This window comes from Citrobacter sp. wls717 (assembly GCF_005280955.1).
GTDB lineage: Bacteria > Pseudomonadota > Gammaproteobacteria > Enterobacterales > Enterobacteriaceae > Citrobacter > Citrobacter werkmanii.
The window spans coordinates 128,535-143,162 of the sequence record NZ_SZWW01000055.1; the positions used below are offsets into that span (position 1 = coordinate 128,535).

General features: G+C 51.2%; 13 protein-coding genes. 6 read left to right on the plus strand and 7 right to left on the minus strand.

The features are described 5' to 3' along the window. Positions 1-6: 6 nt before the first annotated feature. Complete coding sequence (helD, locus tag FDX09_RS23095) at positions 7-2,061, minus strand: DNA helicase IV (RefSeq protein ID WP_137347927.1); 2,055 nt, start codon at positions 2,059-2,061, stop codon at positions 7-9. 125 nt (positions 2,062-2,186) lie between these two features. On the opposite strand from helD, the gene FDX09_RS23100 reads away from it, so the two are divergent. Both FDX09_RS23100 and yccS read left to right on the plus strand, forming a co-directional pair. Continuing rightward, positions 2,187-2,633, plus strand: a complete 447-nt coding sequence (locus tag FDX09_RS23100; RefSeq protein WP_038639436.1) for a YccF domain-containing protein — start codon at positions 2,187-2,189, stop codon at positions 2,631-2,633. Between the two features lie 18 nt (positions 2,634-2,651). Then, positions 2,652-4,814, plus strand: coding sequence for a YccS family putative transporter (gene yccS / locus FDX09_RS23105; protein ID WP_137347928.1), 2,163 nt, complete (start codon positions 2,652-2,654; stop codon positions 4,812-4,814). On the opposite strand, the gene FDX09_RS23110 is transcribed toward yccS, so the two are convergent. Beyond that, positions 4,783-5,397 carry a TfoX/Sxy family DNA transformation protein gene (locus FDX09_RS23110; RefSeq protein WP_042314181.1) on the minus strand — a complete coding sequence of 205 codons (615 nt, stop codon included), beginning with the start codon at positions 5,395-5,397 and terminating at the stop codon, positions 4,783-4,785. The two genes, yccS and FDX09_RS23110, sit on opposite strands and share 32 nt — an antisense overlap. 216 nt (positions 5,398-5,613) lie before the next feature. Between FDX09_RS23110 and sulA the strand changes: the two genes are divergently transcribed. Both sulA and ompA read left to right on the plus strand, forming a co-directional pair. Continuing rightward, positions 5,614-6,123 carry an SOS-induced cell division inhibitor SulA gene (sulA, locus tag FDX09_RS23115; protein WP_137347929.1) on the plus strand — a complete coding sequence of 170 codons (510 nt, stop codon included), beginning with the start codon at positions 5,614-5,616 and terminating at the stop codon, positions 6,121-6,123. A 357-nt stretch (positions 6,124-6,480) separates the two neighbouring features. Next, a complete protein-coding gene (gene ompA / locus FDX09_RS23120) occupies positions 6,481-7,539 on the plus strand; it encodes a porin OmpA (protein WP_137347930.1) in 1,059 nt (352 codons plus the stop codon). 98 nt (positions 7,540-7,637) lie between these two features. Here ompA and matP read toward each other — a convergent pair whose 3' ends face one another. Then, positions 7,638-8,090 carry a macrodomain Ter protein MatP gene (gene matP / locus FDX09_RS23125; protein ID WP_042314187.1) on the minus strand — a complete coding sequence of 151 codons (453 nt, stop codon included), beginning with the start codon at positions 8,088-8,090 and terminating at the stop codon, positions 7,638-7,640. A gap of 185 nt (positions 8,091-8,275) precedes the next feature. Between matP and FDX09_RS23130 the strand changes: the two genes are divergently transcribed. Further along, a complete protein-coding gene (locus tag FDX09_RS23130) occupies positions 8,276-10,036 on the plus strand; it encodes a Lon protease family protein (protein WP_087857545.1) in 1,761 nt (586 codons plus the stop codon). Positions 10,037-10,104: 68 nt separating this feature from the next. Continuing rightward, positions 10,105-10,623, plus strand: a complete 519-nt coding sequence (gene fabA, locus FDX09_RS23135; protein ID WP_003035875.1) for a bifunctional 3-hydroxydecanoyl-ACP dehydratase/trans-2-decenoyl-ACP isomerase — start codon at positions 10,105-10,107, stop codon at positions 10,621-10,623. A gap of 114 nt (positions 10,624-10,737) precedes the next feature. On the opposite strand, the gene rmf is transcribed toward fabA, so the two are convergent. From rmf to pqiA, 4 genes are all read right to left on the minus strand, one after another. Further along, on the minus strand, positions 10,738-10,905 hold the full coding sequence (rmf, locus tag FDX09_RS23140) for a ribosome modulation factor (RefSeq protein ID WP_071888121.1): 168 nt from the start codon (positions 10,903-10,905) through the stop codon (positions 10,738-10,740). A 255-nt stretch (positions 10,906-11,160) separates the two neighbouring features. Next, positions 11,161-11,724: a membrane integrity-associated transporter subunit PqiC gene (pqiC, locus tag FDX09_RS23145; protein ID WP_087857546.1), complete on the minus strand. Its 564-nt coding sequence runs from the start codon at positions 11,722-11,724 to the stop codon at positions 11,161-11,163. Continuing rightward, positions 11,721-13,361, minus strand: a complete 1,641-nt coding sequence (gene pqiB / locus FDX09_RS23150) for an intermembrane transport protein PqiB (RefSeq protein WP_038639416.1) — start codon at positions 13,359-13,361, stop codon at positions 11,721-11,723. Before pqiB ends, pqiC begins: the two co-directional genes overlap by 4 nt. 4 nt (positions 13,362-13,365) lie before the next feature. Continuing rightward, a complete protein-coding gene (gene pqiA, locus FDX09_RS23155; RefSeq protein ID WP_038639412.1) occupies positions 13,366-14,619 on the minus strand; it encodes a membrane integrity-associated transporter subunit PqiA in 1,254 nt (417 codons plus the stop codon). Between the last annotated feature and the right edge of the window lie 9 nt (positions 14,620-14,628).

A 14,628-nucleotide genomic window follows, 5' to 3' on the forward strand; every position in this document is an offset into this window, starting at 1 on the left:
TGCGTTTCAGGGTTTCCTCGTCACCGGGACATCCAGTCGCTTAAGCTCATCAACAAAACACGATGGTGTTTCTTTATTGAACAGCAGCCACACCCGATGACGTGCGCGCGTTAGTGCCACATACAGCAACCTTCGCTCTTCGGCATCCGGAAAATCTTCAACCGCCGGGAGCAGCGCCTCTTCCATAATCGACTCGCGGGCTGGCGCGGGAAAGCCATCATTACCCTCATGAAGACCGACGACAATAACGTAGTCCGCTTGCTGTCCTTTACTGGCATGGATAGTCATAAAATCCAGCTGTAGCTTAGGCCAGCGGGTAGCCGCTTTCTCCAGACTGGCCGGTTTCAGATGATGGTATCGCGCCAGGACCAGAATTCTCTCTTCTGTTTTCACAAAACCCGACAGTTTATCCAGCAACAGATCCAACTGGTTTTCATCAAGCAAGGTGACGGCTTTTTTATCCCCTGTCATCAGGCTGTTGAGCGGTTTCGTAAGCTGGTGGGGATTCTGCTGGATAAACTGATTTGCGACTTCACCAATACGGCTATTGAAACGGTAAGTCGTATCCAGATTACAGCGATCGCCCTCGCCAAAGTTTTGCTGGAATGCCGTGGTCAGCGAAAGTTGCGCCCCGCTAAACCGGTAAATGGCCTGCCAGTCATCGCCTACGGCAAACAGCGTAGTCTGCGAGTTTTGCTTGCGTAGCGCGGCCAACAAGGCGGCACGCTGAGGAGAAATATCCTGAAATTCGTCAACCAGAATATGCTTCCAGGGACTGATAAACCGCCCTTTTTCCAGAATAACAATGGCCTGATGGATTAACCCGGAAAAATCGACGGCATTCTCGTCCTTCAGGGCGCTCTTCCAGGCTTTGAGCAGGGGCGCCATGAGCTTTATGCGTTTACTGAACAGGTCGCGTATCTCCTCCGGAGCATTGGCAATCATCTCCGCCTGCGCTCCGCCATGCATACGCATCAGGCTAACCCAGCGATCGAGCCGGGAGGCCAAACGCCGCTGTAACTTTTCGTCGTCCCAGAAGTTACCTTCGGGTACAGGCCACTGCATCTCTTCTTCTAACCATTGTCGCCAACCTTTGGCCTGCGCTTTTTTCTCGCTGCACTGCTGACGCCAGGTAGTAATGAAGAGTTTGCTGCGCGCAACGGCGTCATTTTCCAGCTTGCTAACTGTCGGGACTTTTTTGCTGCCCTGCGAAATGATATGCAGCGCCAGTGAATGAAACGTCCGCGCGGTGACCTCATCCGTATGCAGACGTTCACGGATGCGGTCATCCATCTCCTGAGCCGCTTTACGACCGAACGCCAGCAACAGAATTTGTTCTGCCGCCGCCTCGCCTCGCGCCAACAGCCAGCCCGCACGGGCAACCAGAACCGATGTTTTGCCGCTTCCCGCCCCGGCAAGTACCAATAAGGCTTGCTCACCATTCACCACCGCGCGCGCCTGGGCAGGGTTCAGCGGCGAAGATTCAATGTGCTGGAAAAACTCGGCATGCTCTGCCAGCATCGCATCGGTATAGGTCTGATTGTGCTGTAAACGACAGGCCTCAATATCCTGCAACCATGCCTTGCATTGGCGTAACGCTTCACGACAATTTTCAAATTCTTCCAGCCGCTTCAGCGGTAGCGGCAACGCCGCAAAGGCACGGAGGATCTGCTGTTGCAATCCTGAGGTTTGGCTACGTGTCAGCCATTTATTTTCACTTGTCCGGGCTGCAATCGCATCCAATTGTTGCTGTAACACTCCAGCAGCCACCTCACTCATTTCCTGGCTCCACTGCTGCCAGAGCGTATTTAAATGGTGATGGAAGCGTTGGGTTTCCGCCCATTCTGTGCCGTGAAGCCGTACCACCTTATCATCCGGAAGCACAAACTCCAGCTCTCCCCACACCAGGCCGCGTTTGCAATGAATAGCCAATAACTGGTTGAAGGGAATAAGATACTCGTGACGATCGCCGGAAACTTTAATCCCGGCATTGAGAATAACGGCCCGATCGTAAGGGTGTTGCGCCAGACGTTTTCCAAGAGAAGTTGCTTTCAGTTCCATAAGACTCAAGCGGATCCACACGAAGAGGTTTGCATATCAGTGTAACCGCCAGAGAAAACGTGCTCCAGCCCAAAAAAACGTTACAATTGCCGAATTCACAGAAAACCAGAGTTAATCGAGGGTTTATGCGTACTGTTCTGAATATTTTAAATTTTGTGCTAGGTGGGTTCGCCACCACCTTAGCCTGGTTATTGGCTACGCTGGTCAGTATTGTGCTTATTTTTACTTTACCCTTGACCCGGTCATGCTGGGAAATAACCCGACTCTCGCTATTTCCCTATGGCAACGAAGCGATTCATGTCGATGAACTTAATCCGGCAGGGAAAAATGTGCTTCTTAATACCGGTGGCACATTGCTCAATATTTTCTGGCTGATTTTCTTCGGTTGGTGGCTGTGCCTGATGCACATTGTCTCCGGCATTGCCCAGTGCATTTCGATTATCGGTATTCCGGTGGGCATTGCGAACTTTAAAATTGCCGCTATTGCGCTCTGGCCGGTGGGGCGTCGGGTGGTTTCAGTCGAAGTTGCCCGCGCTGCGCGTGAAGCCAATGCGCGCCGTCGCTTTGAATAATCAGGACTGATGGCCTTTATGTTAAGTCCGCTGTTTAAACGCTATACCTGGAACAGCACCTGGCTGTACTACGTAAGAATTTTTATCGCGCTTTGTGGCACAACAGCGCTACCCTGGTGGCTGGGCGATGTTAAGCTGACCATCCCGCTCACGCTGGGTATGGTCGCTGCTGCGCTGACCGATCTGGACGATCGCCTCGCTGGCCGACTGCGCAATTTGATCATTACGTTGATCTGCTTTTTTATTGCCTCAGCCTCCGTAGAATTGCTCTTCCCATGGCCATGGCTGTTTGCCATTGGGTTAACGCTTTCCACCAGCGGCTTCATTCTGCTGGGGGGCTTAGGCCAGCGCTATGCAACCATCGCCTTTGGTGCGTTGTTGATTGCCATTTATACTATGCTGGGAACGTCGCTTTACGATCAGTGGTATCAGCAGCCGATCCTGTTGCTCGCTGGCGCTATCTGGTACAACCTTCTGACGCTGACCGGGCATCTTCTGTTCCCCATCCGCCCACTGCAGGACAATCTGGCGCGTAGCTACGAACAGTTAGCGCACTACCTGGAACTGAAATCACGCCTTTTTGATCCCGACATTGAAGATGAAAGCCAGGCGCCGTTGTATGATTTGGCCCTCGCTAATGGGCAATTGATGGCGACGCTAAACCAGACAAAGGTATCGTTACTGACTCGCCTGCGCGGCGACCGCGGTCAGCGCGGAACGCGTCGCACGCTACATTACTATTTTGTAGCGCAGGATATTCACGAACGCGCCAGCTCCTCCCATATTCAGTATCAAACGCTACGCGACCATTTCCGTCACAGCGACGTGATGTTTCGCTTCCAGCGCTTGATGTCGATGCAGGGGCAAGCCTGCACCCAGTTGTCCCGCTGTATTTTATTACGCACGCCTTACCAGCACGATCCGCACTTTGAGCGCGTCTTCACGCATATAGATGCCGCCCTGGAGCGTATGCGTGCGAGCGGTGCGCCTGCAGACCTGCTCAACACGCTGGGATTTTTACTCTCAAACCTGCGAGCTATCGACGCCCAACTGGCCACCATCGAGTCAGAACAGGCTCAGGTACTCTCGCGTAATGAGTCTGAAAATCAGCTTGCCGATGACAGTCCGCATGGGTTCAGCGATATCTGGTTACGTCTGAGCCGTAATTTTACGCCTGAGTCAGCCCTGTTTCGCCATGCAGTACGCATGTCGCTGGTGCTTTGTGTCGGCTATGCCATTATCCAGATTACCGGGATGAACCACGGATACTGGATCCTGCTGACCAGTCTGTTTGTCTGTCAGCCAAACTACAACGCCACCCGACATCGCCTGGCGCTAAGGATTATCGGTACATTGGTAGGAATCGCCATTGGTTTACCTATCCTGTGGTTCGTTCCCTCTCTGGAAGGTCAGTTAATACTTTTGGTGATCACTGGCGTACTGTTTTTTGCCTTTCGCAACGTCCAGTATGCACACGCCACGATGTTTATCACGCTGCTGGTACTGCTGTGCTTTAATCTGCTCGGTGAAGGTTTCGAAGTTGCGCTGCCGCGCGTTATCGATACGCTGATAGGGTGTGCCATTGCATGGGCTGCCGTGAGTTTCATCTGGCCTGACTGGCGTTTTCGTAACCTGCCGCGTGTCATTGAGCGGGCCACTGACGCAAACTGTCGTTACCTTGATGCTATTCTCGAACAATATCATCAGGGTCGTGATAACCGTATGGCATACCGTATCGCCCGTCGTGACGCACACAATCGTGATGCAGAACTTGCCTCCGTGGTGTCGAACATGTCGAGTGAACCGGATGTCACGGCCCAAACGCGAGAAACAGCATTTCGCTTGCTGTGCCTCAATCATACGTTTACCAGTTACATTTCTGCCCTTGGCGCACACCGCGAACAGTTAACCAACCCGGAAGTTCTGGCATTACTGGATGATGCCGTCTGCTACGTTGATGACGCGCTTCACTATCAACCCGCAGACGAACAGCGCGTCTACCAGGCGCTGGAGGGGCTAAAGCATCGAATTCAGCATCTTGAGCCACGTCCGGATAGTAAAGAACCGCTTGTTATACAGCAGGTTGGGTTATTGATCGCCCTGCTACCGGAAATCCGGCGATTACAACAGCAAATTGCCGTGCTGCCTTCTAATACCCCGGCTTCGGCGTCAGTGAACTGACCCACTCCACCAGTTCCTGGCGACGGACCGCCGGGAGCGCAGCTTCATGCACGCCACCGACCGCGCCTTCAAGGGCATAAAGTATTTTTACCGTCAGGGCTGGATTATTTTGCCGCAGTTTCAGCCAGCACATTTGGGCGCCCAACGTTCGCAATGTTCCCTCATCTTTAATTCCTGCTTCATTTAGCAGGGTCTCCAGATGAAACGTCATATTTGGTAGTTCCCGCAGACGATGTTGAGCAAAGCGACTCTGTTTTTCCTTAACAGCAGCATCTAATGAGTACCGCGATAACGACACCAACTGCTGCTGGTTTTGCCACAGCGCATCATTCACCTGATAGTAGTTGAGTACCACCGGACGCCCGCGCTTTATAAATGTCAGCCAGACAGGCGAATTTTTTGCACAGTACTGTACGCTCTGTTCGCAGGCCCGAAGATATAACTCACCGCTGGCGACCATAGCAAAGACCGTATCCCCAACCGTCAAACTGTAGCTGCCAAATAATGAGCGATAGTGAATTGTTCCCAGAGACGCCAGATATTCTTGTGATTTATAGATCTTTGCATAAGAAAGCTCTTTCATAAAAATCCTTTTAAATCATAACGTAAGCAAATGATTTTCAATAACAGATCCGTTAATGACGAAAATAGGCAACTTATTCGCACGGGGCAAGATGAATTTTATTTTTCCCGTAACTACGACTAAAAATTGCGAACCTGTTTCCGAAAATAAGGTTGATCTTTGTTGATAGCAGGGTTACTGTATATTCATACAGTAACTCACAGGGCTGGATTGATTATGTACACTTCAGGCTATGCAAATCGTTCTTCGTCGTTCTCTTCCGCATCAAGCAACATTGCGCGCGTTTCATCAGAGAACGCAACCGCTGGGCTTATCAGTGAAGTGGTCTATCGCGAGGACCAGCCCATGATGACGCAACTACTGCTGCTTCCCCTGCTGCAGCAGTTAGGGCAGCAATCACGCTGGCAACTGTGGCTGACGCCTCAGCAAAAATTAAGCCGGGAGTGGGTACAGTCGGCCGGGCTTCCATTGACAAAAGTGATGCAGATTCGCCAACTCTCCCCCTGCAATACACTGGAATCGATGATCCGTGCGCTGCGCACAGGTAATTACAGCGTCGTTATCGGCTGGCTGGGAGAAGAGTTAACGGAAGACGAACACGCTGAACTGGTTAAAGCGGCTGAAGAAGGAAATGCTATGGGATTTATCATGCGTCCTGTTCGCGCACAGTCACTTGCGGGGAGACAGCATTCCGGGCTAAAAATTCACTCGAATTTGTATCATTGAGTAAAATTAGGATTTATCCTGGAATTTTTTTTCATGCTTCAATTTGCCTTTGAGCTTTAACGCGTTTTTCGTGCGAACGCCTGTCTCAAGCGGTTTTCAGGAAATCTCCAGTGCATTTAGACATCAATAAATGTTAAATATTATGTATACAAGCCTTTTTTTTTCATATGCCTGACGGACTTCACACTTGTAAGTTTTCAACTACGTTGTAGACTTTACATCGCCAGGGGTGCTCGGCGTAAGCCGCAGATATCGGTAGAGTAACTATTGAACTGGTCCCCGGGTGAAGGATTTAACCGTGTTATCTCTCTTCGGAGATATTCATGGCGAATTTTGGATGATAACGAGGCGCAAAAAATGAAAAAGACAGCTATCGCAATTGCAGTGGCACTGGCTGGTTTCGCTACCGTGGCGCAGGCCGCTCCGAAAGATAACACCTGGTACGCTGGTGCTAAACTGGGCTGGTCTCAGTACCATGATATTGGCAACAACCAGATCAACAACGCCGGCCCTACCCACGAAAGCCAACTGGGTGCTGGTGCGTTCGGTGGTTATCAGGTTAACCCGTACGTTGGTTTCGAAATGGGTTATGACTGGTTAGGCCGTATGCCGTACAAAGGCTACACTGACCAGACTCACAACAACGGCGCTTTCAAAGCTCAGGGCGTTCAGCTGACCGCTAAACTGGGTTACCCAATCACTGATGATCTGGACGTTTATACCCGTCTGGGTGGTATGGTTTGGCGTGCAGACGCTAAAAACAACACCGGCTTCAAAGACCACGACACTGGTGTATCCCCAGTATTCGCTGGTGGCGTAGAGTATGCAATTACTCCTGAAATCGCTACCCGTCTGGAATACCAGTGGACCAACAACATCGGTGACGCGAACACCGTTGGCGGTCGTCCGGATAACGGTCTGTTAAGCGTTGGTGTTTCTTACCGTTTCGGCCAGCAGGAAGAAGCAGCTCCAGTAGTTGTTGCTCCAGCTCCGGCTCCAGAAGTACAGACCAAGCACTTCACTCTGAAGTCTGACGTTCTGTTCAACTTCAACAAAGCAACTCTGAAACCAGAAGGCCAGCAGGCTCTGGACCAGATGTACAGCCAGCTGAGCAACCTGGATCCGAAAGACGGTTCCGTAGTGGTTCTGGGCTTCACTGACCGCATCGGTTCTGAAGCTTACAACCAGGGTCTGTCCGAGAAACGTGCTCAGTCCGTTGTTGATTACCTGATCTCTAAAGGTATTCCTTCTGACAAAATCTCTGCACGTGGCATGGGCGAATCTAACCCGGTTACTGGCAACACCTGTGACAACGTGAAAGCTCGCGCTGCACTGATCGACTGCCTGGCTCCGGATCGTCGTGTTGAGATCGAAGTTAAAGGTATCAAAGACGTTGTAACTCAGCCTCAGGCTTAAGTTATCGTCTTATAAAAAAACCCCGCATCGCGGGGTTTTTTTTCATCTGTGTTTTAATCAAAGCACACTACTACGTCACCCATTAAACCACCCTGCCACTACTCTTTTCCCAGCAGTGCCTGTAAATCCTGTTTTAATGTCGACATTTTATTTGCGTACTTCTCTTTATGCTCCGCATCTTCAATCAGTTGCACAATGGTTTCAGAAAGCGTTTTACCGCGCCGCTGCGCAAGGCCTGCTAAGCGTTGCCAAACCATGAATTCCAGATCGATAGATTTCTTTCGTGTATGCTGATGCTCAGCATTAAAATGCCGCTTGCGCCTCGCCCGTATGGTCTGTTTCATACGATTGAGTAGCGCAGGGTTCATGTGTTCTTCAATCCAGGTATTGACCCGAACCGGTTCATTTTCGAGGGTTAGCAATAAATCAACGGCTTCTTTGGCAGCGCTGGCCTCTACGTAACGGGTTATTAATTCCCCCTCACGATGCTTCTTCACCAGGTACTTCCACTTCCAGCCGCTTTCAAGATTTTCAAGTTGTTGATATTTCATTGCGATCTCAATGTTACCGTGTAACTCTTATCAGAATATCAGCTTTTTGAGCAACTGAAGAAAAGAATATCCAGCCTGTGAACTGCCGCGCGTCATCACTTCCGTTTCGCGGTGCTTTCCAGGTGTGTAGTGATGAGGGTTACGGTATAATCTCGTTTTTAACAACAGACTAAAAAACATCAACTTTGACCATTACGAAACTTGCATGGCGTGATCTGGTTCCTGATACCGACAGTTATCAGGAAGTATTTGCACAGCCGCACGTCACTGACGACACCGATACCTTACTTAGTGATACTCAGCCACGTTTACAATTCGCGCTAGAGCAGCTTCTGCAGCACTGGACGACGTCCTCGTTCATGCTGGTAAAAGCACCGGAAGAGCTTGAATACCTTAACCTTATTGCAACTGCTGCACATACACTGCACACGGACGCAGGACGCCTGACTGGGGGTCATTATGATATCTCTGGTCACACTATCCGCTATCGTACAGCGGAAAAAGCAGAAGACAATTTTGCGACGCTAACTCAGGTGGTCAACGCTGACTGGGTTGAAGCCGAGCAACTGTTTGGCTGCCTGCGTCAGTTCAATGGCGATATTTCCCTGCAACCAGGTCTGGTGCATCAGGCGAATGGTGGGGTGTTGGTTATCTCATTACGCACTCTGCTGGCACAACCGCTGTTGTGGATGCGTCTGAAAGCCATTGTCAGCCACGAGCGCTTTGACTGGGTAGCTTTTGATGAGTCTCGCCCATTGCCCGTTTCCGTTCCGCCGATGCCGCTTAAACTGAAAGTGATTTTAGTCGGGGAGCGTGAATCACTGGCAGATTTTCAGGACATGGAGCCAGAACTGGCTGAGCAGGCCATCTACAGCGAATTTGAAGACAACCTGCAGATAGTCGATGCCGAAACCATGACACAGTGGTGCCAGTGGGTAACGCATACCGCCACGCGCAACAATTTGCCCTACCCCGCGCCTGATGCCTGGCAGGTTCTAATCCGCGAAGCGGTGCGCTATACCGGCGAACAGGATACGTTGCCGCTTAACCCCTTGTGGATCATCCGACAGTTCAAAGAAGTGGCCCCGCTATGCGAGAGCGAAACCTGCACAGCGGAACAGTTCAGCCTGATGCTGGCGCAGCGCGAATGGCGAGAAGGATTCCTGGCCGAACGTATGCAGGATGAGATCCTGCAAGAGCAAATCCTTATTGAAACGGAAGGCGAGCGAATTGGTCAGATCAACGCCCTGTCGGTCATTGAGTTTCCGGGTCATCCTCGCGCGTTTGGAGAACCATCACGTATCAGCTGCGTGGTGCATATTGGCGATGGCGAATTCACAGATATTGAGCGCAAAGCCGAGCTGGGAGGAAATATTCATGCCAAGGGGATGATGATTATGCAGGCGTTCCTGATGTCTGAACTCCAGCTTGAGCAGCAAATTCCCTTCTCGGCCTCGCTGACCTTTGAACAATCATACAGCGAAGTTGATGGTGACAGCGCGTCCATGGCGGAATTGTGCGCATTGATTAGCGCCCTCGCCGACGTCCCTGTGAATCAAAGCATCGCCATTACGGGTTCTGTCGATCAATTTGGTCGGGCGCAACCTGTCGGCGGTCTTAACGAGAAAATTGAAGGTTTCTTCGCCATCTGCCAGCAGCGTGAGCTGTCAGGTACTCAGGGCGTTATCATTCCATCAGCTAATGTCAGACACCTGAGCCTGCAACCGGCCCTGCTACAGGCCATAGAAGAAGAAAAATTCACTATCTGGGCGGTGGACGATGTAACCGATGCATTGCCGCTATTACTAAATCTGGTGTGGGATGGCGAAGGCCAGACAACGCTGATGCAAACCATCCAGGAACGTATTGCGACAGCAACGCAACAGGAAGGCCGTCACCGTTTTCCATGGCCGCTACGTTGGCTGAACTGGATTATTCCGAACTGATCGGACTTGTTCAGCGTACACGTGTTAGCTATCCTGCGTGCTTCAATAAAATAAGGCTTACAGAGAACATGGTAGATAAACGCGAATCCTATACAAAAGAAGACCTTCTTGCCTCTGGTCGCGGTGAGCTGTTTGGCGCAAAAGGCCCGCAACTGCCTGCACCAAGCATGCTGATGATGGACCGTGTCATTAAGATGACCGAAACCGGTGGCAACTTTGACAAAGGTTATGTTGAAGCTGAACTGGATATTAACCCGGACCTGTGGTTCTTCGGATGCCACTTCATCGGCGATCCGGTGATGCCAGGCTGCCTGGGTCTTGATGCCATGTGGCAGCTGGTTGGATTCTATCTCGGCTGGCTGGGCGGCGAAGGTAAAGGCCGCGCGCTGGGCGTAGGCGAAGTGAAATTCACCGGTCAGGTTCTGCCGACTGCGAAGAAAGTCACTTACCGCATTCACTTCAAACGCATCGTTAACCGTCGCCTGATCATGGGCCTGGCTGATGGCGAAGTGCTGGTTGATGGTCGTCTGATCTACACCGCAAACGATCTGAAAGTGGGTCTTTTCCAGGACACTTCCGCGTTCTAATCGCAGAGATCAGGCGTTGCGTCGTTGTCGGATGACAGCGTGAACGCCTTATCCGGTCTGCAAAAAGGCGAAACCTCCGCTCTGCGGAGGTTTCTTTTATCTAAAGAGACAGAATCAGGCCATTAAAACCCTATCCCCCATGGCTTCTCGCCAGCCTCCCAGCCAGTATGATCTCTGATTCAGCGCCTGATAGGGACACATTTCTTTTGAGCGTCCGGCAATGCCGGCCTGATATCCACGTTGATGTGCCCGTTCCAGGCGATCTCGTTTTTGTCTCTTCATGCCTCGTTTCCCTCATCTTTAGTTCTGGTGGAAAAGAAAACAGTGATTACTAAGTGTGCAATCACACTAAACGAATACCCCTAAACATCAGGCTCGTCAATGCGCAAAATTCACGCCAGTGTCATATTTGTGAGCTACCCGCGAAATCATTTGTACAAAAAAAATCAGACAGAACAGTTATCTCCGCGGCTAAAAAATAAAAAAAACCGCCCCGGGCGGTGAACCAGGGGCGGCATAATTTACAATTATTTAAGCTTAAGGGATGCGTTTCAGCTCTTGAGCTATGGCCGTCGCTTCCTGACTCCAGGCGTTGGCGAGAACCTTCACCATCTCATCGTAGCCGTCCCTGGTCTGCACTGCCTCGATGTGGAACGGACGCTTGATCAACTGCCCCTGGTGATTCAGTAACCATTCTCCGCTGACAATAACCTTCCCATCGTACCTACCGTGGAAGCCGGTCACAGTGACGTTCAGCGTGTCCTGTGTGCTTCCCAGCGGCTGCGAAGCGACAACCCAGCCAGGTAATTGCATACTGAGGTTCGTCACCAGCGTATTGCGCAATTGCTGATCTAAAGGACTGGCCCAGAGATTATTATTCGCTATCACATATTGCACATCGCTGGTCTGGTAAACCACTCCATTACCCGCCAGATAGTCCGGCACCGCAATCTGCTCAACCCACAGCAGCCGGTTACCCTGGTTGGCGGAGCTTTGGACGCCCCCTTGCGCGATAGGAAGCTGGTAATAGCTTTTATTTTCTCCGCTGGAGCTGCATGACGTCAGCCAGACCGCCATCATCACCACTAGCCACTTTTTCATTGTTTCGCCCTCTTCGGCTCTGGATCTTTTTTGTCCTTCGCTTCAAATACCAGCGCATTGCTCTTATCGTTCAACGTTTTCAGTACCGGTTGCAGTTCGCGCAGTACCTGATCAAGACGCTGCATATCCGCCACCATCTTGTTGTAGGCTGCCGAACCCGGCTGGAAGCCCTGCATGCTACGATTAAGTTCACGCAACGTATTTTGCATATCCGCCGGAAGATCCTGCATTGACTGGCTGGATGTGATCTTATTCATATTATCCAGCGTGGTTTGCAGATGCTTCATCGTACGCTGGCTTTCTGACAACGTATTGGTCGCCTGCTCAATCATCGGGTTCAACGGCAGATTATTAATCTTATCCAGCGCTTCCATCAGGCGCTGCTGGATCTGCGCTAAACCGCCACTCACCGTCGGGATAATCTGATAACCATTAAATTCTCGTACACCGCTAATCGGTGGTTCTTTCGGGTAGAAGTCGAGATCGACATACAGCGCGCCGGTCACCAGATTCCCGGTTTTCAGCGATGCGCGTAATCCGCGTTTGAGCAATTGCTCCAGATGAGCGCCAACATCAGTGTCCTCGCCCAGCTGTGCTTTCAGGCGCTCAGGCTCGATGCGTACCAACACCGGAATGCGGTAATCATTGTTAAATACCTGACGCATGTTCGGTGAGAAGAAAGGTACTTTACTCACCGTCCCCAGACGAATGCCGCGGAATTCCAGTGGCGCGCCTGGCTGCAGGCCACGAATCGAATCCTTAAAGAACATCAGGTAGTCAATATGATCGGTATACAGGGAATCCTGAATACTTTTTTGATCGTCATAAAGATTAAACGCGGACTGTTGCCCAACCGGCTCACCTTGTTCTAAACCTTCTGGCACATCAAAACTTACGCCACCGCCAAACAGCGTGGAGAGCGATCCCATTTCCACACGCATACCTGCGGAGGTAAGATCCACGGCGATCCCACTGTCTTTCCAGAAACGCACATTGCTGGTCACCAGACGATCGTTAGGCGCATTAATGAAAAGCTGGTAGCTGATAGTACGCTTTTGCGCATCGAAGGTGCTGGTCTCAACCGATCCCACACGATATCCACGGAACAATACCGGATCGCCTGGGCTTAACTGCCCGGCTTTTTTACTGTCCAGTATCACGCGGATCCCTTTCGCATCTGGCGGTGCCAGCGGCGGTGAATCCAGTAGTTGGTAATTTTCCAGCTTATTCCCTTTATTGCCGGGCTGCAGTTCAATATATGCCCCGGACAATAGCGTGCCCAGACCGCTGATACCTTCACGACCAACCTGCGGCTTCACCACCCAAAAAACAGAGTCTTTATGCAGCAGCTTTTCCATTCCGGAGTTAAGACGAGCTTTAATCTCCACATGGGTCAAATCATCCGTCAGAGTCGCGCTCTCGACGATGCCGACATCCACGCTGCGGCTTTTAATCGTCGTTTTGCCTCCTTCAATCCCTTCGGCATTGGTGGTAATCAGCGTGACTTCCGGCCCCTGATGGCTGTAATGATAAAACAGGACCCACGCGCCAATAAGCGCAGTAACGATCGGGAATATCCACACGGGCGACCAGTTTTTCACCTTCTGCACTTTGGCTTCCCCACTTTTAGATTCCATGCTGTCAGGACTCCTCATGATCTGGTTCTGGTTCACGGTCCCACGACAGACGCGGATCAAATGTCATCGCAGAAAACATTGTCATAATGACGACTAAAGCAAACATCAAAGCACCCATTGCAGGATAAATGTTCATTAACCCTCCCATGCGCACCAGCGCAGAGAGTACCGCAATCACAAAAACGTCGATCATTGACCAGCGACCGACAAATTCCACCACTTCATAAATCAAGTGCATACGTTCACTGTCACGTTTGCCGTGCCCCTTGGCATCCCAACATAGCCAGGCAATGGCAATCATTTTCAACGTCGGCACCATAATACTGGCGATAAAGATAACCGCCGCCACCGGATAAGAGCCCTCGCTCCAAATCAAAACCACGCCTTCAAGAATCGTTGACGGCAACTTGGATCCGAGCAAATCGGTAATCATGATCGGCAGGATGTTGGCAGGAAGATAAAGCATGATTGACGTGAACAATAACGCCATCGTCCATTGCAGACTGTTTTTGCGACGCACGTAGCCTTTCGTCTCGCAGCGCGGGCACACCCGTTCGTCAGCGGGAAGAATCGCAGTGCAGCAGGAACAAGAACGCAACCCCTGCCGGATGCCGGGCACGCCTGGCTTTAATTCCTGGTTAATGACAGGCATTGGCGCAATATCATCCCACAGCCAACGGCGGTCAACGCACTGAAACGCCCGTAGCTGTAGTACACAAAAGAAGCACCATGGGATGAAACTGCTGCCCACGCCGATATCACCATAAGCCATCAGCTTAACGAAACTGACCAGCACTCCGGCGAGGAAGATTTCCGCCATCCCCCAGCTTTTCAACTGGAACAGGACGCGCGCAAGCCGGGCCTTTAGCCAGCCAGGCATTTCGGCACGGTTCACCAGCAGCAGAATAGTCAGTAAACAAAACGCGGGAACTAACTGGACGAATAATAAAAAAAACGTGCCGAGGCTGGCGTAATCTTCAGAGAAGAGCACGCTGGGGATTTCCAGCAACGTCACTTCGCTGCTTACCCCTGCGACGTTCATATTCACAAAAGGGAAGAGGTTTGATAAAAGCAGCATGAACAGCGCTGCTAAAACATAGGCAGTAGGACGCTGCCTCGGCGCGTCCCACTCAACCGTTAACGTAGTGCCACATCGTGGACATGCCGCTTTCTGACCATGCTCAAGGCGCGGTAACGCCACCAGCATGTCACACTGCGAACACAAAATATGCTTCGCGGCATGGTGATGTTCGCACATATGTGCTCC

Excerpts from the sequence above, each read along its gene's own strand:
- helD (WP_137347927.1), bottom strand. The coding sequence starts at position 2,061 with ATGGAACTGAAAGCAACTTCTCTTGGAAAACGTCTGGCGCAACACCCT.
- FDX09_RS23100 (WP_038639436.1), top strand. The coding sequence starts at position 2,187 with ATGCGTACTGTTCTGAATATTTTAAATTTTGTGCTAGGTGGGTTCGCC.
- yccS (WP_137347928.1), top strand. The coding sequence starts at position 2,652 with ATGTTAAGTCCGCTGTTTAAACGCTATACCTGGAACAGCACCTGGCTG.
- FDX09_RS23110 (WP_042314181.1), bottom strand. The coding sequence starts at position 5,397 with ATGAAAGAGCTTTCTTATGCAAAGATCTATAAATCACAAGAATATCTG.
- sulA (WP_137347929.1), top strand. The coding sequence starts at position 5,614 with ATGTACACTTCAGGCTATGCAAATCGTTCTTCGTCGTTCTCTTCCGCA.
- ompA (WP_137347930.1), top strand. The coding sequence starts at position 6,481 with ATGAAAAAGACAGCTATCGCAATTGCAGTGGCACTGGCTGGTTTCGCT.
- matP (WP_042314187.1), bottom strand. The coding sequence starts at position 8,090 with ATGAAATATCAACAACTTGAAAATCTTGAAAGCGGCTGGAAGTGGAAG.
- fabA (WP_003035875.1), top strand. The coding sequence starts at position 10,105 with ATGGTAGATAAACGCGAATCCTATACAAAAGAAGACCTTCTTGCCTCT.
- rmf (WP_071888121.1), bottom strand. The coding sequence starts at position 10,905 with ATGAAGAGACAAAAACGAGATCGCCTGGAACGGGCACATCAACGTGGA.
- pqiC (WP_087857546.1), bottom strand. The coding sequence starts at position 11,724 with ATGAAAAAGTGGCTAGTGGTGATGATGGCGGTCTGGCTGACGTCATGC.
- pqiB (WP_038639416.1), bottom strand. The coding sequence starts at position 13,361 with ATGGAATCTAAAAGTGGGGAAGCCAAAGTGCAGAAGGTGAAAAACTGG.
- pqiA (WP_038639412.1), bottom strand. The coding sequence starts at position 14,619 with ATGTGCGAACATCACCATGCCGCGAAGCATATTTTGTGTTCGCAGTGT.